Genomic DNA, 25,675 nt, shown 5'->3' on the forward strand with positions numbered 1-25,675 from the left:
TATGAGTTCGCCTCGTTATTTCATGCATCAGGAGGCGGAAGCCGCATGGCGGAAGCTGACGGCATCTGCAGAGTATGCGCTGTGCCTGGAGTCCCTGAAGGGCAAAGATCGAAAGCCTGGAATGTTGGCAGGGACGCTGGAGGACTGGATTGGCCGCGCAGTGATGCATGGCCTCGCAGAACTCGAGCCGTTCGAAAAGATGACGTCCAAGCAGCGGCAGGAAGCCTCAAAAAGGATGGTCGCCCACTGCGAGGCTCTGCGGGAACTGCTCATACCGTTCTATGACGAGAAAAGTGGCCTGGTTTGGCCCTTTCAACCCGATCTCGATCTCGCTGCGCTCAATAGCGCGATCAACTATGAGGACGCTCATCCAAATGATTTCGAGGGTCTTGATGAAGACGAAAGAGAGGAATCGTTCAACCGAATTCGGTTCTCTATCTATCACGGGTTCAAGAATGACTTAGGGCTCGTCTTTGACGCGATCCACAATGGTGCGCTTCACCTTGCTGAGTTGGAGAGCGAGGTCAAGAAGCCGAACGACTCTAACGTAAGGAGGTTGCGCTTTATCCGGCGAGTGACTAGCAACTTCGTGAGGGAGTTCGGCACGCCGCACCGGGCGCTGGTACTCGCACTGACATCGGTGTTCTTTAGCACTGACGACCTGGACGAGGCTGCCATCTCCAAGCTTGCTCCTGTCCCGAAGAGGGTGTAGTCCGGTGGCACTGAATCAGAATCGTAAATCCTGATTCTGATTCAGCTGAGCCAAATCCATAACTTGGGGATTTGACGACATGTCCCTCGAGGTCGCGCATCCATAAATTTCGACTCACCCGCCGCGCATAGCGGCCACACGGTGCAGTCAATGGATACATATGGACATCGGGATTTCCGGCCCTTCATTCCGGAATGCGCGAAGGTAGGAATCGGTCGATCTAAGGCCTACGAGCTGGCAAAAGCCGGTCTTCTGGAGACGGTCAGCATCGGTACGCGCCGGTTCGTCTACCTCGATAGCCTTTACACACTCCCCGCACGACTTGCTGCGGCCTCTATGGAGGTCGCGGCGTGAGCGAATTCGATTTCTCAAATCTCAACAGAGATCAGATGAGGCTCTTGGACTTGGGCGGCTGGACCGCTGACTGTGGTCGGGCTGCTCCGTCTCGGCGCTCGGCTACTGAATTGGTGAGCCGGGGAATTCTGGAGGCGTACACAGCCACTCATGAAGACAACCACGGTTCGTACAGGGTGACCGAATACCACGCGCCCCAGCGAGTGCAGGCCGCTTGGAGAGCTCTCCAGGCGAGGCAAGAGCAGCAGTGCGAGTCGTTGGAGGAGGAGCCGTGAACCCACGCGACCCCACCCAGCTCGTTACCCACCCTTCCTCTGGCTTGAGGGTCTGCCTTTCCACCGGCAGGGTTTTTGATCCGGATGGTTTAGAGGTCGGAATCCAGACCTCGGATACCTACGTCAGGGTCATCCGGAGAGCGACAGCCGCATCCTCGCGAGTCACTTGGTATGCGCATCGATTGGTTTGGGAAGCTGCCCACGGACCGATTCCGGAGGGGATGCAGATCGATCACCTCGATTGCGACGCAGGCAACAACGCGCTCTCCAATCTTGATTTGGTAACCCCTCAGGAGAACCGAGCTAGGCAAGCTGAGAGAAACATCGCTCGCTACGGCTGTAGGTCCCACCACTGCAAGCTAACCCCAGAACAAGCGGTAGCGATACGCAACAGCGTGGACACCATTCCCTCGAGGGTGTGGGCCAAACGTCTTGGAGTAGCCCCTCGCACAGTGAATCAGATCCGCACCGGCCGAACATGGGCGCATCTTCCTGGCGTGCGAGCCGCGAAGGTGCGGCCCAAGAAGACCTGACTGGCTTCCCACCTATGCCCTTGGGGGGTGTATGCACAATTTCAGCCAGGACCCAGCCAGCAGGCCGGCTGGGCACGGAGTGGCTCTTTCCGGCCGGCAACAGAACAAGCAGCGCCACCAGAGATTGAAGGGTCGGGGTAAGGGACCGCCCTTTCTTTCAATCCAGCACCAGATCTCGGACTCCGAAGAGTTTGGCCTTCTTTCGGGAAATGCAGTGAAGCTGCTGCTTGAGCTTGCTCGTCAGTACCGTCCGGGAAGGAACGGGGATCTCAGTATTCCTTGGTCCATGCTCTCCAAGCGAGGTTGGAGGAGCAAGGCAACGGTCCAGGCGGCCAAAAGAGAACTGTTGGATGCTCGGTGGATCCTTGAGACTCGCAAGGGCGGCAAGAACATGTGCAGCCTGTTCGCGCTCACCTACTACGCGATTGACGAATCAGAGAAGCACCTTGAGCCATCGACCGTGACAGCGCCCAATCACTGGAGGCGAAATCACAATGGCTAGTCGCTATGTGGGCCAACTAGGTCGCTATGTAGGCCAACTCTCGAAACAGTTGACCCACATACAGACCTGTGAGTTCGCTATGTGGGCCAGTCAGGTGGTTATCCACACCTGTCCGAGGTCGCTATGTGTACTCCCTTATAGATATCTACCAAGCGGAGCGCGCTCTTCACCGCTTCAGATCTTCTTGAAGCCTTGGCTTGAAGGGGGCGCCCCTTGAACCAAACGGCACAGTACCGAACCGGGCCCAAGCAGGTGCAAGCACCGGAAGCTCCCGGTCTTGCCAAGCCTTGGACAGAGGGCTCGATCAACGTGGATCGAGCTTCTAGGGCATTGGCTGCTGCATTCGGTTGTGGGCCCTGCATGGCGGTGTCGTGGCAGGCGTCGTGGGTGGAGGCGTCGCCAGACGAGGACGGTGCTCTTGATCCTTCGGGGCTCGCTATCAACACGCGGGGGCGCGTGGTGCAGGAAGCTCGCAGGTATCTCCCTTCGGATCCAATGGCCAGGGCTGCTTCCTTGCGTGGCTTTAAAGGGGCGGCCCGTTCTCTGGTGGAGGAGTTTGATCGCAAGGCGAACATGCGTGCTGACGCGTGCGCCACGCGTGTCCGACGCGTGCAGGGCTGGGACAACCACAGGTTCTCTGGCGCGGTGGTTATCCCTGCGGTGCGGCCGGTGCGGCCGGTACTCCTCGCGTTGTCTGATGCATCGCTGGACGGTCCGCTTGAGGCGTGGCTGATGGTCTACGCAGCCCAGAAGATGGACCAATGGCCAAAGGTGGAGCTGCACCTGACAGCGATGGGTCATGCAGCGGAGGTGGCGAGGGAGGCCGCAGCCAAACTCCTGGGAAAGGGCCGTAGCTATAGGGATGGTGCACGTGCATTCGGAATGCGAGAGGCGACGTATCGGCAGCTTGTCTCCAACGTGGAAGCCACGCTGTGGAGTTGGTTAGAGAGGGCCAGCTACGCGTTCTTGGAGGAACTAGGTGAAAGCAGCGGGTGGGAGGTGGGCGAAGGCAAACTGCCGCATCTGTCCGGAGACGAGTGACATGCAGGCCGCGCCTTGTCCTTCGTGGATGCGGACATTTTGCGGACAGGCAGGCCACCCGATGCGGGAGCGATTTACACCCGCCAAACGCCTTAAGTAGTAGGGGCTCTACTACCCAAGGGCGGGCTCCTTGGCGGCGCCATCGGAAGGTGGCGCCGCCTATCCCTTCCCGGCGTATGAGTCGCCTTGAATCGCAGGAAATACATGAATCCTCACATCAAGAACTTCTTCGGCAGAATCACGCCGAGATGGCAAAACATGACTGAGCAGGACCAGGGCGCAATCGCGAGGCAAGGCCTGTTGTCGGCTGGCCTTGCCATGCTTCGCCCGGCAGGCGGCAACTTCGGTGCTGCCCTGGCAAATGGCATTGAGGGAGGGCTGCTGGCTGCAAACCAAGGTGTCACCGCTGCGGAAAACTCTCGCTACAAGGAGGAGATCCTCGGCCGCACCCGGCAGGGTATGGAGCGCAATGCAGCTATCGAGGCTGCACAACAAGGGGTGCTCAATCCCGACAGATCACTCAATGAGGACTCATGGAGTCGCTGGGCGAATGTTGATCCTGTTGGCGCGTTGGAGTTTCGTCAGAAGGCTCAGCCAGCGCCAAAGTGGGACCCCATGGAGATCCCGTATAGGAATCCGGGCACGAAGGAACCCGGCTATCTCACTGTGCTGCGCAATATCGCTACTCAGGAGATGCGCGATCTCAATGGCAACGTGATCAGTCAGGGCATGCTCTCCCCGAACTTCATGGACAAGCAGATGCCAAAGGCGGGGATGCTCTCACCAGAGTTCTGGCAGGATTCACCAGCCTCGCCTGGAACGCTGGGAGCTGACGTTCTGCCCAACCTGGAGCAGGCAGTGATGCAGGTTGAGTCGGGCGGCAACCCAGCTGCCGTGTCGCCCAAGGGCGCTATGGGCACCATGCAGACGATGCCTGGCACCCTGCGAGATCCAGGCTATGGCGTTGCACCTGCCCGCGATCAATCTCCGGCTGAGATGGAGCGCGTGGGTAAGGACTTCCTCGGTGCGATGCATCGCCAGTACGGCGACCCACGCTTGGCCTTGGCTGCCTACAACTGGGGTCCGGGTAACGTAGATCGCGCTATGCAGACGCACGGCGGCAATGTGGACGCGGTGCTTGCTAATGCTCCGGCAGAGACTCGTGAGTATGTCCCGAAGGTGCTAGCCCGGGCTGGCCAGGGAAAGATGGCAGGGTCGGACATTGGTTTCCGGGCTGAACGTTCGCCCATCCGGTCAGAGCGCCAACCGCCAGCTGGATATCGCTTCACTGTGGACGGACAGCAGCTTGAGGCAATCCCTGGCGGCCCGGCAGATCGAAAGAACAATCCGGCCCCTGGTGACATGGCAAAAGCAGAGCAAGACCTGCGTAAGGAGTACACGACGCAGATCAAGGGTGCTCAGACAGTCGTCAACTCGTACGGCCAAATTGCACAAGCGGCAAAGACTCCATCTGCGCAGAATGATTTGGCGCTGATCTTTTCTTACATGCGCATGCTTGATCCAGCGTCTGTGGTTCGGGAGGGGGAATTCGCGACGGCACAGAACGCAGCAGGCGTACCGGACCAGATCCGAAATGCTTACAACAAAGCCGTCAACGGTGAGCGACTGAATCCCGAGCAGCGAACCGGTTTCGTTAGCTCCGCGAAGGGGTTGCGGGATCAGGCACAGCAGCAGATCGACGGCTACCGGGAGCAGTACTCCGATTTGGCAAAGGAATACAACTACTCGCCAGAGCGGATCGTGGGCAGGGGCTCGTCGTCTCGCAAGGAAGGCCAAGTGCCCCCGGCAGCGGTGGACTTCCTCCGAAAGAACCCGAACATGCGCGCGGCCTTCGAGCAAAAGTATGGCGTCAGCGCTGACGACTACCTGAGGTGACCAATGGCGAACAATCCATTCGATCAGTTCGATGGCCCCGTGCAAGATCTAGCTAGCTCTGGTCAGAACCCTTTTGACCAGTTTGATCCAGCCGATGACATTGTGACGCTCCCAACTGTGCAGGCGGAGCGACCCGACTTCAGCGATGTTACCTCCAGCTGGGAGAGCACTGCTGACCAGCCAGGCAGTGCAGTCGGTCGGCGGCTTGGCGAATACGGAGGGCGTCAGGTACTCCAGGGTGTCGGTGGGCTGCTAGGTGCAATTGGCGGCGACGCGTTCAATCATTACGTCGTAGATCCGGTTCGGCGGCAGTTCCATGTGCCGACTGAGGGCGACATCGCAGCCGGTCGTGACAGCTTTGTTCCTACGGCCTCCTACCGTCAGATCGGCGAACAGATTGCGGATGACCTAGGCATGCAGAGGCCCCAGACCAAGGCTCAGCGAATCGTCTCTGACATCGGCGAGGGCTTGACCGGCACTGCTTTGACGCTGGGAGCGGGCACCGCCGCGAGTGGTGGTCGCGGCCTCACGCAGGCTGCTGGCGAGTTCTTCGCTTCCAACCCGGTCCTACAGACTGCAGCCACCGTATCGGGCACCGGGGCTAGTTCCGCCGTCCGAGAGGCTGGTGGCGGGACCGCTGCCCAAATCGCAGCAGGTGCTGTTGGCGGTTTCGCGCCGGGCACTATCTCGGCACTTCCTGGCATGCGCAGTGGGTTCGTCCCGCAGGCGATGGCAGATGTGACACGGGGAGCTCTCAGAGGGCGTAACGCTGCCGGTGATCGAGTGACTGCCCAAGACATCGACCGAGCAATCACCGACTTCGCCGCTGCAGGGACCACACCGAGCGTTGGGCAGGCGACTGGCGGCCGGTTCTCCCAGGCTATGGAGACCATGCTTGGGAATGTGCCCGGTGGCGCCGGCCCGATTGCACGGCTGGGGGCCAAGCAGTCCAGCGCTACTGGCCAAGCCATTGAGCGTTACTCGGAAAAGCTTTCCCCACGTGGTAGGCCTATGAGCCCTGAGCAAGCTGGTAGAGCTGTTCTTGAGGGGGTAGAGGGAAAGAGTCCGGTGGCGTTCGTTCCGAAGACTGCGAAGAAGGCGGATGAGCTGTATGACCGGGTATCCCAGCAAGTTGCGCCCGGTACACGGGTTCAGGTCGAGAACACCAAGCAGGCACTGTCTGATCTCAACGCCTCCATTGAGGGGGCACCCAACGTTGCCAAGCTCTTCCAGAATGCGCGAATCCAAGGCATTGAGTCTGCGTTAGCGAAGGACATAGGGGGGGCGGAGGCCGCCCTGCAGCGCCCGGATGTCCGCCAACAGGCTGACACGCTTAGGCAGCAGCTCAACGCGCAAGCTGAGAAGGCTCGGGCGGAGAACATGCGTCTCCAGACATTGGGGATGCGTGCCTCGCAACCGGTTGCGAGTCCTCGGCAGATTGACGAGCAGGTCAAGACGGCAATCGCAGGGATGGCGGACAACCAGATTCCGTACGTGGCGTTGACCAAGCTGCGGACGCTTGTGGGCAAGGAATTAGACAACTACTCCTTGGCGGATAGCGTGCCACGGGACAAGTGGAAGGCGCTCTACGGAGCGCTCACGCGGGATATGGAGGCGGCCGCTACGACTCCGGAGGCGCAGCAGGCCTGGAAGCGGGCAAATGCCTACTACGCGGCCAGAAGCAACCGTATCGACTCCATCGCCCATGTAGTGGACAAGAGTGGCGGTCCGGAAGCCGTCTACAAGGCTGCGTTCGGCAACACGAAGGAGGGGGCCACGACGCTACATGCAGTGATGCAGTCCCTTCCGAAAGATGCGCAGCGAGAGATGTCAGCTTCCTTCATTCGCCGAATGGGCCGGGCAACTGGCAGCCAGCAGAACGCCGATAGCGACGTCTTCAGCATGGAAACGTTTCTGACCAATTGGGCGAACATGAGCCCGGAGGCTAAGCGGGTGTTGTTCGACCGCCATGGGATGGGCTTCCGTCAGGATATGGACAAGATCGCTCGCATGACTGACAGAATCCGGCAGGGGAGCGCGGTGTTCCGCAACCCGTCTGGCTCGGGGCGGCTGATTTCGCTCATCACGCAGTCGGCAGGTACAGCGAGTAGTGCAGCGAGTGCACTAGCGGCAGGGAGTCCGCTGCTCGCGGCGGGGATTGTCACCAGTTCCGCCTCGCTGGCCGCAGCCTTCAACGGCCTCGGTCGCTTGATGACCAGCCCGGGATTTGTGCGCTGGGTGGCCCAGAACGGAGAGAAGCCGGTCGGGGAGCTGATCTCTCAGGCTCAAACGCTGCGTCGTATTGCCGAGTCGGAAGGAAACGACGACGTAGCGGAGTTTGCGGAACAGCTCGAAGCTACGAAGCGACGGCGAAGCCCATAAATCCGAGAACTGCTAAGCCAATAAGCAAGACGGGGACCGCGACGAGTAGGGCGCAGAACACCAGGCCATAGCGGCCGCGCTTCCGGTCATCGGCAAGGTGCTTCTCCTCCCAAGGTTTGGGGAGGGGATAGGAAGTCTTCTGCCAAGCGTCCATTGCAGTTCATCCAATCAGGGACCAGCGGAGCATACACCCGCGTTCTCCCTTCGATCCTGAAGCCAAACAAATTGGGCACCGATATGCCCTGGAGATACAAATGGCACAACGTTCATTCTTGGGGCGTGCAGCTGGCAGAGCCGGTGAACGCATTCTGGCTGGCAGCAACAACTACAACCCAGTGACTGGCCACTACCGAAACGTACAGGCTGGTGCGATTGGCACGGCGGCAAGGTGGCTGATCACTGCTTTTGCAGGGCCCCTGGCCGGTCAGCTCGCTGGGCGTGGAATTAACAAACTCGTGGACCGCTATGGCCCGGACCCTGAATTTCCTCAAATGGAGGCGGTTCCGATCCCTGGCTACACCAGGCCTGCCTTCGGGACGAGCCCGGCCGCCGCGCCGGCGCCTCAAGTGGCCTCCAACCTTGGCTTCCCAAGTCAGTCTCCGGGTGGCACATGGAACGGCTACCTGCAGGGTCAGGGCTCGGTTAACAACTTCGGCAATCAGAACTTCACTCGCCCGGGTGGCGCGCTAACCAACTGGTCTCCGGCCAGCACTTGGGGCCAGAGCATCCAGCAGGGGCAGGGATCGAATCTCAACTTCGGCAACTACTCGCCGGGCGCAACGGCAACTGGCGCAGTCCGTGGCGGTGGCGGCGGAGCAGTGGGTGTTAACAGCGGCGCCCGTAGAGGCGGCGGCAACTCGGTAGGCGATGCAGGCGGCGCACGTAGCGCTTTCTGGCGCAAGGCATACGAACAGAACTAACCAAAACGGAGCAATAGATGCCGACTTGGCTGAATCAGAAAGAGATCGTGATCATCAAGACACTGAGCGGGTGGGTAGTGGGTCCAGAGAGGAACTCGCCGTCCGATGAGTGCATTTCCTATGCCGCGTGGGTCGCCGAACTGAGGGAGTAGCTATGTCGTCGTCTCTATCCCCTGCGGCCGTGAAGGGCATCGCTGCAGTGATGCTCCGAGCCAATGCGGGGCAGCGTGTCTACCTGGGCGGCCTGGACATCACCGAGATGGCCGCCAGCTTCCTCCAGCGACATGTTGAGGAGGTGGGCTTGGATGTTGCGGACAAGGCCTTCCGTAGGCATGGGCTCACATTGGTAACAACTGAAAACAATAGGTGACAGCTATGGCATTCAAGCCAGGACAATCGGGCAATCCGAGCGGCCGGCCCAGGGTGGATTTTGAGGTGCGTCAGTTGGCGCGTGAGTACGGTCAGGAGGCCATTGAGAAGCTTGTAGCCATCATGCGAGGCGACAACCCTGCTCTGGCTAAGGCGGCGAGCGAGGCACTGCTGGACCGTGGCTACGGCAAGCCGGTCCAGTCAGTAGGGGTAGACCCTGATTCGGTACCCGTCCAGGCCATCACCGTGCAACTGGTGGCTATGACGGCAGACTCAGAACCGGAGGGCGACCGTGGCTGATGATCAAACGCCAATCTCTACCGTAGAAACAGATAGATCCCAAGAGGCTTGGGATGGCGTGACCTACGTGGTGTATGCCGCTGAGCGGCAGTGTCTGCCGGAGGACTTCGAGGGCAGGGCGGAGGTGGCCAAGGACGCTATCGGCGAACCCTGGAAGGCCTACGACCTGCACGACGGGCGCTGCCCTGCCTGGGCGGGCGGACACTGCCAATGCGGCCTGGTCAGCTGTTTCAGCAACGGCCGGTGGGTGGTTGAGGTGGACGTGTTCCACTCAGTCATAGATCAGCACTCGCTCCACTAGGCCCGCTTGCGGGTCTCCTTTCAGACGCACATGTGGAACAAATCACTGCCTCCCGGTCCTCAGAGGGTAGAAATCCCGCTGGGCCCAAGACTTGACAGCGGGCCATAAGGGTATGGAAGCTACTCGGACGTGAGGAATGGAGTTCCTATGTACGAGTATCAGAAGTCGCTGGACGAATGTTCAACGCAAGGGGCGGCGTGCCCTCCTGTAGATGCGTTGAGTAGGCAGGCGACTGCATGGCGGTGGGTACGGAACCCAATCACCGATAATTGCTTCTTGCCAGTGGCGGAACTAAATCCGAAGAGACTACACCACGCAAGTTCGCCGTCGCAGATGTGCAAATGTTGGGGGCTGTCTGTCTACGATACGGCGGCGCACGGGATCTCCGCGTTCCACGCTATCGAGAAAACCGTCAAAAAGGCCCGTGTCATTTTTGGCGACCACATTGCTGTCGCTAATTTGCTTCCGCAGCACGGATCCACGACCAGCCCGTCAGGAACGAACGGTCATTTCACATATTTCTCAAGCAAGGGGGTGAATGTGAAATCGATCTTTCAGCTCCATGGGCAAATCCCGTGAGCGTATTGCCGGATCTGCAGGGGACGTTTCTCTCGAAGAATGAGAAGTTGAACTTCATCTGGAATGCGGATCTTGTGTTCTATGACGGGCCGCTAGTGAGCCTGTTCAAGAAGGATGACGATGACTTCATCTTTTTCTGGGTAGATGCCGATTCTCGACACAATCGATGGGTAGTTACACCCGTTGGTCGGGCAGACCTTTCCCAGTACTTAAAAGCGGCGCTTTCTCTAAAGTCTATTATCGATAAGGCGGACCTGCTTCTGGTATTTGAAGCGACTAAAAAGGCGCAGAGGAAGAACCTCAGGACCATAGCCCCATCCGACCTGCTGTTAGAATATATGCCAGATAAAGACTCTTTCCTGTACGAGTCTATCGCGACTGATGCTGCTCTGCTGCTGGCATCCGCGGACGTTGGGAAATACAAGATTTCGTTGGATGGAGAGCTCTACATCGATGACATAGCCACGGTGCCTCGTGTCTACCAGCAGCTCTATTCCTTCCACTACGGGTTGGGAAACCTGGCTAGAGAGGCGGTACGCTCCGCCCTCAACAGGTTTCTCACGGACTGGAAGGGCGGAATCAACGCCGTCAATATATTTACTGGTCTACGAGGAGTCACTCCTTCTATCCATCGAGCTCGCGTGCTTGAGTTGCATTACGCTTCTCCGGGGCACATTGAGTTGGAATTGCTGAAAGAGTTCGCGATTGATATAGCGCGGACGTGCCAGCAGATCGTTCCTGCCGCAAACTTCAAAAAGTCCGAGAAGCTTTATTCGGACATCTACATTTACTTTCGAAAGGAGAATCTAAGTGGGTTCGATTCAGATGGTGGTTCCGCGGCCCAGCGTCTGACCCCAATGCAGCGAGAGACACTCTCCGATTTCGTCGACGAGTACTTCGAGCTTGTAAATTGGATGCGCTATAAAGCGGAGTTTCAGGGTTTGGGTCTCGATCCGCTGACGCAGCTGAGAATGCTGCTTGCCTACTATCGTAGGCTCCGGGTTCTCCGCCGATACTCGGTTGAAGGTAAGATTTCATTGGTTTAGATTGCGGCTTGACATGGCAATAGTTATTGCTTGATTCGGAGGGTTGCATGTCCAAATGGATTCTGGCCTTTCTTCTGCTCGGATGCTCGTTCCCCGCGCTTGCTGAGAAGGGAATCGTAGTTAAAGAGGATGTCTGTGGTTCGGGCAACGCCATCATTGAGACGACTGACGGTTGGTACGTCGCAGCAGAGCACTACTCTGGCGTCTACCTGTATGAGGGCGACGTCGTCTACGGGAAGCTGAAGACGTACGGCTCCGAAGAGCTGACTCGCGCAGATGGGCAGTCCGGGCGCTTCTACATCGAAAATTGGGTGTCGGACATCGAGGAGGCGCTCGAGGAGCTCTGCAGCTAGGTCGCATCTTTGGCACGACACCCTGCATTGGGAGAGCCCTTTCCTACCGTTTCTTAAACCCTTATTGCCGCATTTTCACACGGTTACGTCACGCGTAACGTAACGGTGACACGGTCCAAAGGTCTCAAGCGGCGGCTCGCGCGTTCTCCCCCGCGTTCTCCATGCTTGACCGATGCGTTCGCAATGCGTTCGCATGGATTTCGGATGCGTTCGCACTGTCTTTAGCCCTGCCACACCGTCGCTAGCAAAGGCCAGCAGCAGGTAGCTGTGATCGGCGACACAAGTTTCCGTCCTGTAGGCCGATATCGCTCCAGATGTCTAAACAATGGAGCGGAGAACATGGATGATCAGATGATCTGCCCGATGTGCATGGGGTGTGTGCCACGGGGTGCAATAGTTTGCAGAGGGTGCAAGGCCCGTATCGAGTACGGCATCCCTGGTTGGGCGGCTACAGTGGTTCTGGTCTGCTCTATCGCCTTCGGTCTCTGGTCGGGTGCAGTCCTGACTTGGTGGATCGGCCTAATTGGAGGTCTGGTGCTGTTCTGGCTGGGTTCGATGGGTCTCCAACACCTGTTCCGGAGCCGTGTCGTCTTCCGGCTGAGGTACTAAGGCTCTCGATTGGGAGCCCCGATCTGATCTGTGAGCAGCGCGAGCGCTTGCTGCAGGGCCGCCGTGTAGATGGCGCCACCGTCCCCGGAGTGCTTCTCTGCAATCCCGGGAAGCAACTGCGTCCACACGCGGCAAAGCTCTTCCGGTCTGGGATGGGTGATTATCGCTGCACGAAGTCCGTACTCGAACGCCTTCAGGTAGCCGCGATGAGCCTCTAAGGACGTCTCGCAGGCTTCAAGGCGCTGCAGTATTTCAGCGATTGCTTCTGACATCGGCGTCTCTAGACAGGCGGCTGAAGAGTGGAGATAGTCGGCGCGGGCCTATGGACTTGTCCAATGAGCATCCTCAACGTTTTGCTCACTCGTGAACACCTTGTGGTCGCAGTGGATACCTTGGCAGAAGATGCGCGAACGGGGGCGCATTCGGCCGGAGCAAAGTTGCTGCTGATCCCTCAGCACAACCTAGTGCTCGCCACACGCGGCTCCACACAGTTCTTCCTCCGCATCTACGAGTTGGCCCTGCAGGCCAGCTTCCGAGCGGACTTCACGATGGAACAACTCACCGCCGAGCTGGGTCTAGTCGTTGACCAGTTGTGGCCGAACTACGAGAAGGCGGCAGTCGAGGCGGGTCTTCCGCTCGAACAGCTCGGGACCGAGTTGGTGCTTGGGGGCTGGTCGCCGAAGAACGGCAGGATGGTGGCCACGGCGTATGCCAAGAGCGACAGTTCGCGCAAGACATTGGTTCAGCCCTTGGATGGGGGCTTGGCTTCGCCCGGAGAGCCGTTGGCTGGCTGCCCTGATAGCTTCGCCGAAGCCGATTTGCTCGCTGCCGGAAAGCTCCAAGCCGCTTGGCTCAACAATCGGGTGGGGCGAGAGGTGGCTGGCGGCCGGTTGCTGGCTGGGTTCCTGCAGAAGAGCCAAGCCGTCGTGAAGGACCTCGGGGTGATATGAAATTGGCAGGGGTTATAGGCAAGTGTCCCCGCTTGCGCGGGGACTGTTGGCTCTGAAACTGTCAGGTGTCCTGCGTCAGTCTACTGCTGGCAGTAGAACTCGGCTGAAACTTCGTTGACCCGGTCATAATAGTCATTGGGCATGTTTCCGTTACCGGAATACACAAGCTCTGCGCGTCGCATGTAGCTGATGGCATAGGTCCCAGGCACGTTACACGTTGCCGGAATTGCACCCGTGTACGTTTGACCACCAAACGTGTGCGAGTACTCGGTGCAGGAGTACCCTCCGCCAAGATGTTCGGGCTCGGGCCTGCAGTAGCCAATGCTCCCGGCGTAATTTGCTGCCCAGCCGGTGTTTGCGTCGGAGGAGCACGAGCCCAGTCCCTCTGGACCCCAGTCCCCGTAGGTGTAGAAGCCCGAAGGTCCTTCCACTCCGCCTTGGCACGTGTTGGTCCACGACACGATGTAAGGCGCTATACCTTCCGAATCTAACAGTAGCACCCTGCCAGTTTGGACCCACTGGCCCGCGAACGCATTTTGGGCAAGGCCGGCTGACATCAGGCAAAGAGACGCGCCCAGCAGTAAGCGGCGAAGGGTTGATCTGGCAGTTCTGACGTCATTTCGCTTCGATTTCACTTCCATCTCTCCATGAGTAGGGTGGTAGTGCTGCACTGCCCGCGCACGGTCGCAACACCCCGGCCTCGGTTCAATCGGAAAACCGCCCAGAACGGCGTAGGTAAAGGCCCACGGTGGCCAGCTATGTGACGCGTGTCGAGGTGTGAGCGATTCAGGTAGGTGGCTGGCGCGTTCGCAGCATCTGCGACGGCCAGCCGTATCCTTCCGGCCATGCTTCCCTCGCACGGCTACCAAGGCTTTCGCTCTGCGCCACCACCCTCTGGCTGGGTCCAGTTGAGGGATACCTGGGTGCTGTGGTGGAGCGGCCGGCAGATCGCCCAGGTTTCGCCAGCGAAGGAGCGCGGGGTGCGTGTGCACCTCGATGCCCGGAAGATGTGGCAGACCAAGGATGCATGGGCGGCGAGTGTCGACCAGGGCAAGCGTTACGCCGAGCGGTGGTGCGCGGCCAGGCTCTACCCTGAGATGCGCCTACGAGCCGCTGTGGCTAGGATGGTGGACGACAGCCCGAGGGAGCCTTTGCCTCCGCCGCCCGGCCTGTCGCCGACACCCGAGCAGTTGCAGCAGGCTCGCCGCTTGGCCCAGGCCGGATTGAAGGAGCTGGAGCGGGTCAAGGAAGCCCTGAAGCCATGTCGGCCGCCAGCGGTGACCAAGCCCAGGGTGAAAGACCCGATGAAGGCTTGGGTAGGGGCGGGTAGAGCGCATCAGAGGGGATGGCAACCTGGCTCGCAAGTGGTACCGCGCGGCTTTTCCACCTGATTGGACGGCGGCGGAACAATCTCCGGCGTCGGACGAACGGGCATGCACGCGGAGGAGATGCATCCCCAGCTGTCGACTACGCCTGTGATCTCAAATGCCTTGCAGCACAGGGCGTTCGAGTCCTAATTTCTTGCGGGGGACAGGGGCTGCAGTCTTAGCTAGGCTGGTTGGCCCGGCCGTTGTAAAACGGGTGTGACTATGAGCGAACACGATAGCCTGGTGCCATTTGAGCTCCGGGCGATAAATGCGGACGTCGTAGGCGAACTGCTTGGGCTAACACGCAGAAGCGTGCTTGAGACTGTCGCGTGCCGACCTGACTTCCCTGTCAGGGTATCGATGCGCCCAGCCACTTGGGTGGCCGGGGAGGTACTGAAGTGGCGAGATAGCCATCGTTACGGGGCACGAGCGCGTAGACGGAGAACTTCGGCGCAGCAGCCGTCCGGGGGAGCTAGCGAGTAAGGCCGAGCAGCAACGGCAAGAGTGGCTTCAGACGGACTAGTCCGCCTCCCGGACATCTCCGCCTAGCGGACTACTTCCTCCGGCGCACAGTCGCGGTCCTGGCAGCGGACTTGGTTCGCTTCGTTGCCAGTAGCTTTTCGAGTCGCTCATCAGCATCAGAAACGAGCGGTCCCATGAAAGCTGCTTTCGGGAACACCGGCATGGGCGGGGGCACGTACCGCGACCGCTGCCACCAAGCATCTAGATCGGCGGCATGAATTCGATCCGATTTCGCGCTTTGTCCCAGCCGTACGGTGGCAAGCTCCCCGGCATAAATGGCTCTGCGGAGAGTCTTTGTGGAACAGGCTGAAAGTTCCGCAGCCTGCGCCAGAGTCAGTAGCTTATTGCCTGATTCCATCGCAGCAACTCCTTGCGAACGAGGGGGCGGGCCGCTCTGTGAATGATTGAATTCAGAACGTCAACGTAGCCACGGCTGCGGCATCCCCTTTCGTGGTCAGATGCGCGTAGTACTTCTCAGTGGTGGCGTAGTTGGCGTGCCCAGCCAGGATCTGCACCCGGCGAAGCGGCACCCCGGCCATGACCATGTGGGCGCAGAACGTATGGCGCAGGCGGTGAAGACTCCCGCCAACGCCCGCTGCAGTGGCGTCTACCTTGAACCAGTCGCTTACTGTGTCCTTGTGAACGTTCACCAGAGGGTCGGGGAGGGCGGCCAGGGCTGCGACGGCATGTGCATTCAGCGGGACCTCGCGCCACTTGCCTGACTTCGTGCGCCCATTCCCATCTTCATCAGGGTCACTCTCGACCAGTAGGCGGCCGGCCACCACGTTTTCGTGCCGAAGGTGCATCAGCTCACCGCGCCGTATGCCCGTGTGCGCCATGAATCGCCACAGGTTCGCTCGAGCCTCGTTAGCCGCGTAGAGCCGCTGCATTGCAGCCTTCGTATAGAACCGGACGGCAACGCTCCGCACCCCTCTTGGCGCCTGGATCCCCTCAAACGGGTTTGCATCCAGTTCCTTCCACTGCACCCCGCACCTCAGCGCGGCCTGCAGGCGCCGAACCTCCTTCCCAACTGTCTCCGGCGCCATCTTGTCCTTCACCAAGCGCTGCGTCTTGTAGGCCTCCAGTTCGATTGGGCGCAGGGTATCGATAGGGCGATGACCCAAGCTGTCCAGGATGATCCGTAACTCGCTTTTGGCCTTCCCGTGCGTGGTTGGGTGTTCGGCCTTGTACCAGTCCAGCCAGACGCCAAGGAAGTCGCGCAGCAATGGCGCCCGGGAGATGATCCGGACGCCGTGCCTCAGTTCCGCTTCGCGCGCTGATCGAATCTCCTCAGCTTCGCGAGCGCCGACGCGACCGATGGAGATACGGAACCGTTTAGCCCCGTCGCGCCAGTTGAGGTAGGCGACCCCTTCACGCCAGTAGATGGTAACTTTTGTCATGGCCTCACGCCTGATGTGGCCTTGCAGAGACCCAAGCGCTAATAGAGTTTCTCTATGAGCTTTGGGGTGTCAGGCAGCAACCGAGTGCTTTGATGATGGGCCGAGCTAGGTGATGTCGCAACACAAAGCGGCCGCTCTGGGAACGAGGCGAATGGTGGGATACGCTAGCGTCTCATTCGTTGAGAGCCGCTTCAATGCCGATTGCGCTAATTTTGAGGAAGCCAGACGCAACCAGCGTGTATCGAGATCTCGTATTCAGCTCGCTCAGGAGCGAAGGGATGTCGGCGCTGCACATTGCCTCTGGCTTCTTTAAGGGGGATATGCCGGAGATATTGGAGGAGAAAACTCCGGACTACTCCTTTGGTAAAGCCAGTGGCCGGACAATTCACTTGTACGGTGCATGCAACACTTCTGCGGGCGATGAGATGGTTGCGCTTTGCAACAGCCTCAAAGAATCGGGACTCAACGCAACAGCGAGTTTGCAGCGGACTCAAGACGGAAAGAGGCCAGCCTGGCATGCAAAGATGCAGGTGCACATAAGTCAAAACGGTGGCCCAGTAATAGCGGTGGTGGGCAGTAGCAATTTGACAATGCCTGCAATGTTTGCACACACGGAAACCGGGCGGCAGAGAAACATATCGCTTGCGCAGCAGGAGGCGGATGTCGTTATGTGGCTAGCCGGGGACGAATGCGCGGCTGAGGTTGTGAGGATCGCCAGGAGCGAATGGAGAGGCGAAGTTCTAGGCCGGGATGCTTTTTTAGACTCAAAGTATGACGATGAAGTCAAGAAGCTCATCGACGGGGCTCAGGACTTACTGCTGAAGTTCGATTGGGAAAGGGTCGACAAATAGGCAGTTGGCGATAGTTAAGGTCTCCTTCGTGTGCTGTTCTTGCTGTTGGTGAAGGCATGGCCGCACTCGCCGCTGAGTCATTCCATGATTAGTGAGTCGAATAGCGAGTCATGGTTGGGATTGTGGAAGTAAAATCCATTGTAAATCAATGGATTGATGTTATTTTTCGGTTGCTGGTGGGCCACATGAATGTCCGTGCGTATTCCGGACAGTCCAGCTGCCTCACGCAGCATCAGAACCAGCCTCCATGGCCAGCGGCGGCAGCAGTTTCAAGAAAATTCCCAAGCGGAACTCCTCAGAACCTACCCGCCAGATCCTGATCCCGGCATGCGTCGGCAACGTAGTCGACAAAGACGCGCGTCTTCGGCGGCAGGTAGCGGCGATTGGCGTAGTAGATGGAGATCGGTCCGCCGTCCGCTGACCAGTTCGGCAGCAGTTGAATCAGCTCCCCGCGCTGCAGGTAGGGCAGGGCATGCGAGGTCGCCACAAAGGCAACGCCAAGGCTGAGAGCGGCCGCTTTGCACAGGCCGCCGGGGTCATCGAAGATGATGCGCTCACCGACAGGGGACACGGCTTCGTTGCCGTGTTCGTCCCGCAGCATCCATTGCACAAGTCGCCCCGTGCGCGTCGAACGCATGTCGATCAGGTCGAATTCGGCGAGGTCGTGTGGCGACGCGGGAGGGCGCCGTGCCTTCATGTAGGCGGGCGATGCGACTGCCACGATGCGCACGCGGGCGAGCGTCCTGGAGATGGTGCCCGGGGTCAGCTCCGATCCTCGCCCTATCGCCGCGTCGTAACCTTCGGCAACAAGGTCGACATGCCGGTTGTCCAGCTGCCAGTCGATCCTGATCTTCGGGTAGGCCGCCAGGAAGCCAGGCAGGAGGGGCAGGACGTAATCCATGCCGAACACGCTCGCCATGCTGACCTTGAGGACACCTGAGGGCTCCTGCTGCTGGTCCGAGGCTTCGGCAAGCGCATCCTGCAGGCCCTCGAGATTGGACCGGATCGAGTCCGCCAAGCGCTCCCCGGCTTCGGTCAGTGTCAGCTTGCGGGTCGTCCGGTGAAAGAGCCGGACCGCAAGATTCCGCTCCAGCATCGCGACATTGCGGCTGACCGCTGAAGGCGTCAGCCCCAGCTGCTTTGCGGCCGAGGAGAAGCTTCCCATGGCCGCCGCGCGGGCAAAACACTCAAGGTTGGACAAGGTCTCCATGGAGGCATTCTCAATCAATCATCACAAGTGATTCAACTGATTGATGACTACCAGGAAACGGCAGGCGCCCCGATCCTAGCCGTGCCGCCAGACAGGCGGCGCCTCTCCCCAATCTGGATATGCCATGACCACGCAAGCGCTTCCGCAGAATCTCACCGAGCAGTCGTCAAAAACCCGCATGGTGCTGGACCGGCATCTGGAGGCCTTCCGTCTGGGAGATGTGGACCGGACTCTGGCGGACTATGCGACGGACGCCATCATCATCAATGGAACGGGGTCTGTGATCAAAGGACATGCAGAAATCCACGAGACCTTCGTGCAGGTCTACCGCGACTACTTCCCGGACGGCACGCGCAACATCACCATCGATGAGCTGGCAGTCCATGGTGAGACCGCCTACATCCGCTGGCGCGCGAAGAACGCGATCATGGCGACCGATACGCTCATCGTCCGCGATGGCAAGATCGTGATCCAGACCTTTGCAGGCCTCTTCAAGGAATAAGCACCGGCCGGTGCTGGTACTGGCGTGCCTTCAAGCGATGCAGGCGGTGCAGTCGGCATCAATCTACAACGCGATCCGCTTTGCCAGGGGGCACTTCGACCGCATCTCCGCGACGCACCAACTCGTCGATATCCACCGCCTGTGCGGCGAGCGCATCGTGCGCGTCGAAGTCCCACTTCTGCCTGTATTCGCGTGCCAGCAGATCGCAGACTGCTTTGGCCTGCTGGTGCGTGTCCATGCTCTCTGCACGATCCATCAGTTGATCGCGGTGGATCTGGCACAGCGTGAGCTGGTGCGCATCTTCGGATCGCTCGCGTTCCCAGGCAATGTGGGGCAGGGCAGAGAGTGCGGAGGCAAGTGCGACGGCAATCAAGGGCATGATCCGGTTCCGGGCAGTGGCGAAACCGGAGCGTAGGCGATGGTGCGTGGCGATGGATATGCCGCGGGATGCACGTTTTACTGGGTGTTCACCATTCGCCGGGGAATGGTTGCAGTGGGCAGATGGTGTTCTCCACGCATGGCGTGGAGCTACTGGAAACGGCGTGGAGCTACTGGTTCTGGAACACCGCCAACTGCGCGGCGAACGCGCGCTGGTAGGCGGGCCGCTCCGTCGCACGCGCGATGTACGCAGTCAGCATCGGATATTCATCGACGATGCCGCTGCTCTGCAGCCGCAGCAGTACCGACACCATCAACAGGTCGCCGGCACTGAAGTCTCCGTCCAGCCACCGCGCATCTCCGAGTCGCGCGGACAACTCGCCCAGACGCCTGCGCACGCGTTCGTCCAGCATCACCAGCCGCTGCGCATACCAGGGCTGCTCGCGTTCCAGCACCCAGGCCATGGAGCGTTCGACGATCGGCGGCTCGACGGTGTTCAGTGCGGCGAACATCCAGGTGATCGCACGCATGCGCGCGTTCGCATCGGCGGGCAGCAGCCCAGGGTGCTGTTCGGCCAAGTGCAGGACAATCGCGCCTGATTCAAACAGCACAAGCTCGCCATCCTCGTAAGTGGGAATCTGCCCGAAGGGATGCCGCGCCAGGTGCGGCGGTTGCTTCATTTCCTCGAAGGAGAGCAGATGGACGTCGTAGGCCACGCCCAACTCTTCGAGTGCCCAACGTACGCGCATGTCGCGTGCCAGGCCCTGCCCACGGTCCGGGGAATGCTTGAATGCGGTCAGGGTCGGGGTCATCGGGATCTCCATCGGCGATAGCCGACCTGGTTGGCCGGCCTTCCTTTCATCGACGTGCGAGGAACCCTGGAATCGACACAGCTGCTCTCCGAGCGCGCGAGCTTGGGCCGTCAGGATGAACCGTTCACGTCGGACGGTTCGCGTGGGATGCGCGGTGACGCGATACTGCCCTTCTGCACACCCTTGGGGAAGTACGTGAGCACGTCCAGACTGCCGCGGATCGTTGGGTTCGACGTACCTCGGCTTCACCAGCAGGTGGATTCGGCTGCCGATGAAGCGATCACGGCGCTTCTGGATCAAGTACCCGATGAACAGTGGACTGATCGCTTCCTGCAGCAATGCGCGACGCTGGCGTCGCAGCTCTCATTGGCGGAAGTGAAGGTGGAGGGCACCCGCATCGCCTTCCATGGCTCCATCGCCGATGCGCGTGCCCTGGCTGACGCCGTCATAGCGCTGGTGAACAGCTTGAACGATCAACTGATGCAGGAAGGCAACCTGCACGCAGGCGAGGAGTGATCTACCCGCAGGGCGTGTCAGCCCGCTTGCGGAACCAATGCCGGCCCGGACAGACGGGCCCAGCAGCCCATCGCCATTTCCGCCGACCCCGGGTGGCCACGCAGGCTGGTGCGCAGCGCAAGCCGTGACTGCAGATCAGTGAGCCACGCCGTGCGCGTGCCGTGTGGGTTGCGGACGTAGATGTCGCACGCCAGGCGGATGACCGGTGCAACCTCGTGGCGGAAGTTGATGGCGGGCAGATCGCCCGTCTGGAATGCGGCCTGCCAGTGCTGCAGCTCGCGTTCGACGTCAACGAAGTCCTTGTTGATGATGCGTTCCATGAGACTTCTCCTGTTGGAACGCCAACGTATACCTCTGCATGTCAGCACCCTGTGTTGGTGCTGCCGGTCCGTTCATGGCGGCTGTTCATTATTCGCACGATCCGATGCAGCTGCGTAACCGGCCGACGCACACAGTGGCGTTGCAGCAGATCGCTGCGGTGGAGCAAGACATGAACAACAACACGCAAGGCCAGACCGACCGCAACAACGCTTCGGCCGATCCCAAGCAGGCTGCCCAGCAGGGACAGACCGATGGCAATGAAATGGGCGGCGAGCAGAAGCAGGATGGCACGCCGGGCCAGCAGGAACAGCAGCAGGATGGGCAACCGAGCGGCCCGCAGAAGTCCGGACAGGAACAGAAGAACGAGCCGGGCCGTGACGCCCGTCGCTGAGCAGTAAGCAAAGAAAAGGCCGCGCGTTGCGCGGCTTTCCTCTGTCCAACGTTCTGGAAGAGCGCTGATGCCATCCCATGCCCGTGCGGTAAGCCTGATGACAAAGATCATGTACCAGTGCCGACCGGCAAGGACGACGACGATGGCGCGATGCCGCGCCTGCCAGGCACCCAGTCCGGGTGGCATGGAGTGCGCCCGTTGCCTCACCGAAGAACTGGGAGGCGTGATCGGCAACCGCGGCGCCGCTGCGCGTTGGCTGGATTCGTTCCTGAAGGTGCAGCAGGATGAGGCGTTCGTCTTCGTCTGCGTGAAACGGATCGAGGAGACCGCACTGACGGGTCGCAGTCTGGAGTGACATTGCGCAGGCGTATGCTCGAATCCCAATGGGAGCGAGCGTCATGTCTTTTCAGATCAACCTCTATGACAGGGACGGTCGCGGGCTCCGCCTTCCCGATGGATGGTGGATCGACCTGCGTTCGGACATCCCTGCAGTGGTCAACGGCGCTGTCCGCATCGACCTGCCGGTCTCGACGCGCAACGAGCATCCCGATCTGCAACCCGACGTCCTGAACCACCTCCGCCGCCGTATTGAAGGTGCGCAATGGCTAGCCTGACCTATCATCCCCCGCTCGGTGTGCGCTGGCTGACATTCCGCCTGCGCAACGGCCAGTCCATCGGTCCGGAGAAGCTGCGAGCCGTGTGGTCCGATGCCGCCGAGACCAACAACTGTTCGGTCCGCCGCGAGCACGTGGAAGGTGCCGGTTTCGTCTATGCGTTGTACGCACCCAGCGGGCTCTGCGTTCCGCGTCGCGCGGAACTGCGCATGCGGCTGTTGCTGGAAGAAGCGGGCTACGCGTTCTCGATGGGCGTGCTTACCGGCAGCCATCCTGCCTACGGTTGAGCGCACGTTGATCTGATCGGCCCCGAGGTTGCTAGACTGCGCGCCCCGCGCGTCGCCGCAATCACGGAAGATCTCCATGCCCAGGCTGTCTGCTCTTGCTGTTTTCATGGCGCTTGCTGTCTGCGCGCCGAGCGCACACGCCGACGAACAGGACAGCGCGTCGACCATCGCGTTCAAATCAATCAGCCCTGTGCTGAATGCTTTGATCAATGCTGATGATGCGCAGGAGTTGATGGAAAAGGCCGAGGAAGATGACGCCACGCTGCTGCAGTCGCTGGCGCTCTATCTGGCGGCAAGCCGCGAAGACGCAACGTTGGCGTTGCCGCCGTACCGTGCAGCGGCATTGTTCGCTCGCCGCGGTGACGACGCGCTTGCCGAGCGTTATCTGCGTGAAGCCGATGAGCGTGGCATGTGGTTCGCGCCAGCGCTGGCCGACAACGATGACTTCGAGGACCTGCGTGGAGAGCCGTTCTTCAAGCGGGTGATGGCCAATACGCAGGCGCGCTACGCGCAGGTATCGGCAGGCAAGGTGGGCGCCATCTCGGTACTGCACCCTGCCAAGAGTGTTGCGATGCCGGCCTGTGCGCCGGTACTGGTGTGGCTGCACGGCTACGGCATCAATGGACACCTGGACAGCAGCGAGCAGCCGCTGGCCGACGCCGGTGTGGTGCTGCTGGGCATCAACGGTACGGAGATGCGCGAGTCGTTCGACAGCTTCAGCTGGACCGGCCCCTATGAAGGCACGCACAAGGTGGTGCAGAAGGGTCTGGATGAACTGGCCGGGCGCCAGTGCATCGATCGCAAGCAGGTCTACCTGATGGGTTTCTCGCAGGGCTCGCAGCATGCGGGCGCATTGCTGGCGCAGCACCCGGATGACTACGCCGGTGCATTGCTGGTGTCGCCGGGCGGTTGGCGGCAGCCGGTGCCCACGCAGAGCAGTGCACGCGGCAAGCGGGTGTTCGTCATCAACGGCGAACAGGAAGGACCCGCCAACCAGAAGATGAGTGCGGACTTCCGCGCGCTGTTCAGCGATGGCAACGAACTGCGTTCGCGTACGCATGGCGGTGGCCATTTCTATCCGGACGACTGGAAGACCTCGTTTCCGCAGGCCATTCGTTGGATGATGGGCAAGGACGGCTGATTGTTGATTCAGATGCAGTGAAGACACCGCGTCGTCCGCGTGAGTGGGTGGGGCGCCGTTGGGCAGCATGATCACCGCATCAATCGATGCTCACCCGCGAACCACACCCGGTCGGCCAGTCTGGGCTCGCAGGCAACGGATTCCACTGTTGCCCTTTTTCCCCCAGAGGAGACTACACATGAGCACCCAGTCCACCATCGAGCATCGCCTCAACGACCTGATCGAGATCGCACGTGATGGCAAGTCCTTCTACGAGGAAGCCGCAACCAAGGTGAAGGATGCCGAGCTGTCGGCATTGTTCGTCCGCATCGCCGGGGTGAAGGGCCGCATCGTGTCCTCCCTGAGCAGCTCGGTGGCCGCCACCGGTGGCAAGCCGGCCGAACACGGCACCATGGTTGGTTCCATGCAGCAGTTTTACGGCAAGGTGCGCGCTGCCTTCGGTGACACCAATTACGGTTACGTGGCCGAGCTTGAAGAGTCCGAGGATCGCCTGCTGGGCGCGTTCAAGGACGTGCTGAAGGACAACGACCTGCCGCCGGCGGTGCGCCAGGAAGTGACCCAGTGGCTGCCGGAAGTGCAGGAATGCCACTCGGTGATGCGCGACCGCAAGCATGCGATGAAGGCTGCCTGATCGCATCTGGCGATCGTCCCCCCACATCGCCGCGACCAGGGCAGCCCATTGCTGCCCTGGTCGTTTCTTCGTCTGCCATCTGCGATCAGGCGCGTGGTCTGAGCAGGACAACGGCCAGGCTGGCCAGCGTCGCTGCTGCGGCCGCAGTCCACAGGGACGCGGCAAAGCCCTGGCTGTAGATCGCCCGCGCCAGATCAACCGGGGCTCCTCGGGTCAGTGCACCGGTGGCGATGGTGTCGGCCAGACGCATGACTTCATCTGCAGGAACGCGTGCTGAGAGTCCGGCGCGGATGCCGACGGTCAAGGCACTGGAGAGAACCGTGAAGCCGAGCAGGATGCCGACGAAGCGCGTCGTGGCACTGATGCCCGAGGCCATGCCTGCGCGATCCCGGGGTGCCGAGCCGATGATGGCCTTGGAGGTTTCGCCGTTGAGGATGCCACCGCCTGCGCCGATGATGACCATCGCCAGCAGCACCAACGCCGGCATGTGGTGCCACGCGCCGATACCGGCAAGCGCGTTGCCAGCGGCAGTGATGGACAGGCCGATGGCCAGCACCATCTCACTCGAGAACCGTCGGCCCAGGCGCCTGCCAACGCTCGGGAAAAACAGCATTGCCGCGGCGAACGGCAGCATGCCTGCACCCGTGGCCAGCGCACTCAGGCCGACGCCGTTCTGCAGGTACTGCGGCAGCATCGAGGCCATCACCTGGGCGCTGACCGCGTAGCCGATCATGGCGAAGAGTGCGCCGACGAAACGCGGGCTTGCAAGCAGCCGCAGGTCGACCATCGGATGCCGACGCTTGAGTTCGATGCAGGCAAACAGCGCGCCCATTGCGATGCCAAGGCCCAGACCGGCCAGCGCCACCATCGATGTCCATCCCTGTGCGAGCCCTTCCACGAGGAAGAACACGATGCCGAAGATCGCCATGCTGAAGGTGATGATGCCGGGCGGATCAAGTGGGCGTACCACCGTGTCGGCGGAGTCGGGAACCCAGCGGATCGCTCCGTAGGCGAGGAAGGCGAGGAAGGGCAGGATCGCGATGAACACCGAACGCCATCCCCACAGCGAGGACAACAGCCCGCCGATCAGTGGCGAGAGCACCATCATCATGCCCATTGCCGTGCCCCAGAAGGCCCAGGCATCGTCGCGTTGCTTGCCCTCGTGGAACTCGTGGCCGATCACCGACAGTGACGGCGCCAGCAGGAAGGCCGCTCCCACGCCCTGCAACGCACGGGCCACATACAAAGCACTGGCCATGGGTGCCAACGCACAGGTGAGCGATGAGATGGCGAACAGTGCGATGCCGATCAGCAGCACCCGCCTGCGACCATGGCGATCGGCGATGGCACCGGCGGGGAGAAGCAGTGAGGTGAAGGACAGGATGTAGCAGCTGATCACCCATTCGATGTCGGCGAAGTCCGCCTGCAGATCCCGCGCGATGGTCGGTAGCGCGACGGCCACGGCGTTGGTTTCCAGCACTGTCATCGTGCAGCCCAGCGAGGCGATGATCAGGATCCAGTTGGGCGGCCTGCGGCGGGGAGGAGAGAGGAGCACCAGGTACTCGGGTGGGAGAAGAATGCCCATTCAAGCAGCTTCGACCGTTTGTTTC

The 25,675-nt window shown here is 60.5% G+C and carries 27 protein-coding genes; 19 read left to right on the plus strand and 8 right to left on the minus strand.

The genetic code is table 11. The features are described 5' to 3' along the window. Position 1 precedes the first annotated feature (1 nt). From ACQ5SA_RS15300 to ACQ5SA_RS15335, 8 genes are all read left to right on the plus strand, one after another. Positions 2-712 (plus strand): hypothetical protein, encoded by a 711-nt coding sequence (locus ACQ5SA_RS15300; RefSeq protein WP_312401040.1) that lies wholly within the window; start codon positions 2-4, stop codon positions 710-712. A 625-nt stretch (positions 713-1,337) separates the two neighbouring features. Then, positions 1,338-1,874, plus strand: coding sequence for an HNH endonuclease signature motif containing protein (locus ACQ5SA_RS15305; protein ID WP_425541465.1), 537 nt, complete (start codon positions 1,338-1,340; stop codon positions 1,872-1,874). An 862-nt stretch (positions 1,875-2,736) separates the two neighbouring features. Then, entirely contained in the window at positions 2,737-3,417 is a 681-nt protein-coding gene (locus ACQ5SA_RS15310) for a hypothetical protein (RefSeq protein ID WP_499314781.1), read from the plus strand. Positions 3,418-3,621: 204 nt separating this feature from the next. Then, complete coding sequence (locus ACQ5SA_RS15315) at positions 3,622-5,313, plus strand: lytic transglycosylase domain-containing protein (protein ID WP_499314782.1); 1,692 nt, start codon at positions 3,622-3,624, stop codon at positions 5,311-5,313. A gap of 1,068 nt (positions 5,314-6,381) precedes the next feature. Beyond that, positions 6,382-7,695, plus strand: a complete 1,314-nt coding sequence (locus tag ACQ5SA_RS15320) for a hypothetical protein (protein WP_499314784.1) — start codon at positions 6,382-6,384, stop codon at positions 7,693-7,695. Positions 7,696-8,990: 1,295 nt separating this feature from the next. Next, positions 8,991-9,284, plus strand: coding sequence for a DUF5681 domain-containing protein (locus tag ACQ5SA_RS15325; protein ID WP_499314786.1), 294 nt, complete (start codon positions 8,991-8,993; stop codon positions 9,282-9,284). An 876-nt stretch (positions 9,285-10,160) separates the two neighbouring features. Then, entirely contained in the window at positions 10,161-11,210 is a 1,050-nt protein-coding gene (locus ACQ5SA_RS15330; protein WP_499314787.1) for a hypothetical protein, read from the plus strand. A gap of 47 nt (positions 11,211-11,257) precedes the next feature. Next, positions 11,258-11,563, plus strand: a complete 306-nt coding sequence (locus ACQ5SA_RS15335; protein WP_499314789.1) for a hypothetical protein — start codon at positions 11,258-11,260, stop codon at positions 11,561-11,563. Between the two features lie 605 nt (positions 11,564-12,168). Here the strand turns inward: ACQ5SA_RS15335 and ACQ5SA_RS15340 are convergent. Beyond that, on the minus strand, positions 12,169-12,444 hold the full coding sequence (locus ACQ5SA_RS15340) for a hypothetical protein (RefSeq protein ID WP_499314791.1): 276 nt from the start codon (positions 12,442-12,444) through the stop codon (positions 12,169-12,171). Positions 12,445-12,507: 63 nt separating this feature from the next. On the opposite strand from ACQ5SA_RS15340, the gene ACQ5SA_RS15345 reads away from it, so the two are divergent. Both ACQ5SA_RS15345 and ACQ5SA_RS15350 read left to right on the plus strand, forming a co-directional pair. Beyond that, positions 12,508-13,122, plus strand: coding sequence for a hypothetical protein (locus ACQ5SA_RS15345; RefSeq protein WP_499314793.1), 615 nt, complete (start codon positions 12,508-12,510; stop codon positions 13,120-13,122). A gap of 845 nt (positions 13,123-13,967) precedes the next feature. Then, positions 13,968-14,513, plus strand: a complete 546-nt coding sequence (locus tag ACQ5SA_RS15350; RefSeq protein ID WP_499314795.1) for a hypothetical protein — start codon at positions 13,968-13,970, stop codon at positions 14,511-14,513. 529 nt (positions 14,514-15,042) lie between these two features. On the opposite strand, the gene ACQ5SA_RS15355 is transcribed toward ACQ5SA_RS15350, so the two are convergent. Beyond that, complete coding sequence (locus tag ACQ5SA_RS15355; RefSeq protein WP_499314796.1) at positions 15,043-15,369, minus strand: helix-turn-helix domain-containing protein; 327 nt, start codon at positions 15,367-15,369, stop codon at positions 15,043-15,045. Between the two features lie 52 nt (positions 15,370-15,421). Beyond that, positions 15,422-16,411: a tyrosine-type recombinase/integrase gene (locus ACQ5SA_RS15360; RefSeq protein ID WP_499314798.1), complete on the minus strand. Its 990-nt coding sequence runs from the start codon at positions 16,409-16,411 to the stop codon at positions 15,422-15,424. Between the two features lie 278 nt (positions 16,412-16,689). Between ACQ5SA_RS15360 and ACQ5SA_RS15365 the strand changes: the two genes are divergently transcribed. Next, positions 16,690-17,262 carry a phospholipase D-like domain-containing protein gene (locus ACQ5SA_RS15365; RefSeq protein ID WP_499314799.1) on the plus strand — a complete coding sequence of 191 codons (573 nt, stop codon included), beginning with the start codon at positions 16,690-16,692 and terminating at the stop codon, positions 17,260-17,262. A 295-nt stretch (positions 17,263-17,557) separates the two neighbouring features. Here the strand turns inward: ACQ5SA_RS15365 and ACQ5SA_RS15370 are convergent, their stop codons facing one another. Then, positions 17,558-18,472 carry a LysR family transcriptional regulator gene (locus ACQ5SA_RS15370; protein ID WP_499314801.1) on the minus strand — a complete coding sequence of 305 codons (915 nt, stop codon included), beginning with the start codon at positions 18,470-18,472 and terminating at the stop codon, positions 17,558-17,560. 124 nt (positions 18,473-18,596) lie between these two features. On the opposite strand from ACQ5SA_RS15370, the gene ACQ5SA_RS15375 reads away from it, so the two are divergent. Further along, a complete protein-coding gene (locus ACQ5SA_RS15375) occupies positions 18,597-18,974 on the plus strand; it encodes a nuclear transport factor 2 family protein (RefSeq protein WP_499314803.1) in 378 nt (125 codons plus the stop codon). A gap of 58 nt (positions 18,975-19,032) precedes the next feature. Here the strand turns inward: ACQ5SA_RS15375 and ACQ5SA_RS15380 are convergent, their stop codons facing one another. Beyond that, a complete protein-coding gene (locus ACQ5SA_RS15380) occupies positions 19,033-19,353 on the minus strand; it encodes a hypothetical protein (RefSeq protein ID WP_499314804.1) in 321 nt (106 codons plus the stop codon). 169 nt (positions 19,354-19,522) lie between these two features. Continuing rightward, on the minus strand, positions 19,523-20,164 hold the full coding sequence (locus ACQ5SA_RS15385) for a glutathione S-transferase family protein (RefSeq protein WP_499314806.1): 642 nt from the start codon (positions 20,162-20,164) through the stop codon (positions 19,523-19,525). Between the two features lie 30 nt (positions 20,165-20,194). On the opposite strand from ACQ5SA_RS15385, the gene ACQ5SA_RS15390 reads away from it, so the two are divergent. Further along, entirely contained in the window at positions 20,195-20,680 is a 486-nt protein-coding gene (locus ACQ5SA_RS15390) for a hypothetical protein (protein ID WP_499314808.1), read from the plus strand. 17 nt (positions 20,681-20,697) lie between these two features. Here the strand turns inward: ACQ5SA_RS15390 and ACQ5SA_RS15395 are convergent, their stop codons facing one another. Next, positions 20,698-21,000 carry a hypothetical protein gene (locus ACQ5SA_RS15395; RefSeq protein WP_499314810.1) on the minus strand — a complete coding sequence of 101 codons (303 nt, stop codon included), beginning with the start codon at positions 20,998-21,000 and terminating at the stop codon, positions 20,698-20,700. A 170-nt stretch (positions 21,001-21,170) separates the two neighbouring features. On the opposite strand from ACQ5SA_RS15395, the gene ACQ5SA_RS15400 reads away from it, so the two are divergent. The 6 genes from ACQ5SA_RS15400 to ACQ5SA_RS15425 all read left to right on the plus strand — a co-directional run bounded on the left by ACQ5SA_RS15400 (position 21,171) and on the right by ACQ5SA_RS15425 (position 24,065). Beyond that, a complete protein-coding gene (locus ACQ5SA_RS15400; RefSeq protein WP_499314812.1) occupies positions 21,171-21,392 on the plus strand; it encodes a hypothetical protein in 222 nt (73 codons plus the stop codon). A 142-nt stretch (positions 21,393-21,534) separates the two neighbouring features. Further along, positions 21,535-21,747, plus strand: coding sequence for a hypothetical protein (locus ACQ5SA_RS15405; protein ID WP_499314814.1), 213 nt, complete (start codon positions 21,535-21,537; stop codon positions 21,745-21,747). Positions 21,748-21,790: 43 nt separating this feature from the next. Then, the gene (locus tag ACQ5SA_RS15410; RefSeq protein ID WP_499314816.1) at positions 21,791-22,006 is read left to right on the plus strand and encodes a hypothetical protein; all 216 of its coding nucleotides are present in this window, start codon (positions 21,791-21,793) and stop codon (positions 22,004-22,006) included. After that, complete coding sequence (locus ACQ5SA_RS15415) at positions 21,994-22,293, plus strand: hypothetical protein (protein WP_108265967.1); 300 nt, start codon at positions 21,994-21,996, stop codon at positions 22,291-22,293. The genes ACQ5SA_RS15410 and ACQ5SA_RS15415 overlap by 13 nt, the downstream gene beginning before the upstream one ends. A 76-nt stretch (positions 22,294-22,369) precedes the next feature. Beyond that, the gene (locus tag ACQ5SA_RS15420) at positions 22,370-23,434 is read left to right on the plus strand and encodes an alpha/beta hydrolase (RefSeq protein ID WP_499314818.1); all 1,065 of its coding nucleotides are present in this window, start codon (positions 22,370-22,372) and stop codon (positions 23,432-23,434) included. A gap of 178 nt (positions 23,435-23,612) precedes the next feature. After that, positions 23,613-24,065 carry a PA2169 family four-helix-bundle protein gene (locus tag ACQ5SA_RS15425; RefSeq protein ID WP_032952113.1) on the plus strand — a complete coding sequence of 151 codons (453 nt, stop codon included), beginning with the start codon at positions 23,613-23,615 and terminating at the stop codon, positions 24,063-24,065. A gap of 85 nt (positions 24,066-24,150) precedes the next feature. On the opposite strand, the gene ACQ5SA_RS15430 is transcribed toward ACQ5SA_RS15425, so the two are convergent. Then, positions 24,151-25,650 carry an MFS transporter gene (locus ACQ5SA_RS15430; protein ID WP_499314819.1) on the minus strand — a complete coding sequence of 500 codons (1,500 nt, stop codon included), beginning with the start codon at positions 25,648-25,650 and terminating at the stop codon, positions 24,151-24,153. Between the last annotated feature and the right edge of the window lie 25 nt (positions 25,651-25,675).

It is taken from the genome of Stenotrophomonas indicatrix (assembly GCF_050573115.1).
GTDB lineage: Bacteria > Pseudomonadota > Gammaproteobacteria > Xanthomonadales > Xanthomonadaceae > Stenotrophomonas > Stenotrophomonas lactitubi_A.

What these genes read in the sequence shown, in the direction of transcription:
- ACQ5SA_RS15300 (WP_312401040.1), top strand. Translation starts at nt 2, where the DNA reads ATGAGTTCGCCTCGTTATTTCATGCATCAGGAGGCGGAAGCCGCATGG.
- ACQ5SA_RS15310 (WP_499314781.1), top strand. Translation starts at nt 2,737, where the DNA reads ATGGCGGTGTCGTGGCAGGCGTCGTGGGTGGAGGCGTCGCCAGACGAG.
- ACQ5SA_RS15315 (WP_499314782.1), top strand. Translation starts at nt 3,622, where the DNA reads ATGAATCCTCACATCAAGAACTTCTTCGGCAGAATCACGCCGAGATGG.
- ACQ5SA_RS15325 (WP_499314786.1), top strand. Translation starts at nt 8,991, where the DNA reads ATGGCATTCAAGCCAGGACAATCGGGCAATCCGAGCGGCCGGCCCAGG.
- ACQ5SA_RS15335 (WP_499314789.1), top strand. Translation starts at nt 11,258, where the DNA reads ATGTCCAAATGGATTCTGGCCTTTCTTCTGCTCGGATGCTCGTTCCCC.
- ACQ5SA_RS15340 (WP_499314791.1), bottom strand. Translation starts at nt 12,444, where the DNA reads ATGTCAGAAGCAATCGCTGAAATACTGCAGCGCCTTGAAGCCTGCGAG.
- ACQ5SA_RS15345 (WP_499314793.1), top strand. Translation starts at nt 12,508, where the DNA reads ATGAGCATCCTCAACGTTTTGCTCACTCGTGAACACCTTGTGGTCGCA.
- ACQ5SA_RS15350 (WP_499314795.1), top strand. Translation starts at nt 13,968, where the DNA reads ATGCTTCCCTCGCACGGCTACCAAGGCTTTCGCTCTGCGCCACCACCC.
- ACQ5SA_RS15355 (WP_499314796.1), bottom strand. Translation starts at nt 15,369, where the DNA reads ATGGAATCAGGCAATAAGCTACTGACTCTGGCGCAGGCTGCGGAACTT.
- ACQ5SA_RS15360 (WP_499314798.1), bottom strand. Translation starts at nt 16,411, where the DNA reads ATGACAAAAGTTACCATCTACTGGCGTGAAGGGGTCGCCTACCTCAAC.
- ACQ5SA_RS15365 (WP_499314799.1), top strand. Translation starts at nt 16,690, where the DNA reads ATGTCGGCGCTGCACATTGCCTCTGGCTTCTTTAAGGGGGATATGCCG.
- ACQ5SA_RS15370 (WP_499314801.1), bottom strand. Translation starts at nt 18,472, where the DNA reads ATGGAGACCTTGTCCAACCTTGAGTGTTTTGCCCGCGCGGCGGCCATG.
- ACQ5SA_RS15375 (WP_499314803.1), top strand. Translation starts at nt 18,597, where the DNA reads ATGACCACGCAAGCGCTTCCGCAGAATCTCACCGAGCAGTCGTCAAAA.
- ACQ5SA_RS15380 (WP_499314804.1), bottom strand. Translation starts at nt 19,353, where the DNA reads ATGCCCTTGATTGCCGTCGCACTTGCCTCCGCACTCTCTGCCCTGCCC.
- ACQ5SA_RS15385 (WP_499314806.1), bottom strand. Translation starts at nt 20,164, where the DNA reads ATGACCCCGACCCTGACCGCATTCAAGCATTCCCCGGACCGTGGGCAG.
- ACQ5SA_RS15395 (WP_499314810.1), bottom strand. Translation starts at nt 21,000, where the DNA reads ATGGAACGCATCATCAACAAGGACTTCGTTGACGTCGAACGCGAGCTG.
- ACQ5SA_RS15400 (WP_499314812.1), top strand. Translation starts at nt 21,171, where the DNA reads ATGAACAACAACACGCAAGGCCAGACCGACCGCAACAACGCTTCGGCC.
- ACQ5SA_RS15405 (WP_499314814.1), top strand. Translation starts at nt 21,535, where the DNA reads ATGGCGCGATGCCGCGCCTGCCAGGCACCCAGTCCGGGTGGCATGGAG.
- ACQ5SA_RS15410 (WP_499314816.1), top strand. Translation starts at nt 21,791, where the DNA reads ATGTCTTTTCAGATCAACCTCTATGACAGGGACGGTCGCGGGCTCCGC.
- ACQ5SA_RS15415 (WP_108265967.1), top strand. Translation starts at nt 21,994, where the DNA reads ATGGCTAGCCTGACCTATCATCCCCCGCTCGGTGTGCGCTGGCTGACA.
- ACQ5SA_RS15420 (WP_499314818.1), top strand. Translation starts at nt 22,370, where the DNA reads ATGCCCAGGCTGTCTGCTCTTGCTGTTTTCATGGCGCTTGCTGTCTGC.
- ACQ5SA_RS15425 (WP_032952113.1), top strand. Translation starts at nt 23,613, where the DNA reads ATGAGCACCCAGTCCACCATCGAGCATCGCCTCAACGACCTGATCGAG.
- ACQ5SA_RS15430 (WP_499314819.1), bottom strand. Translation starts at nt 25,650, where the DNA reads ATGGGCATTCTTCTCCCACCCGAGTACCTGGTGCTCCTCTCTCCTCCC.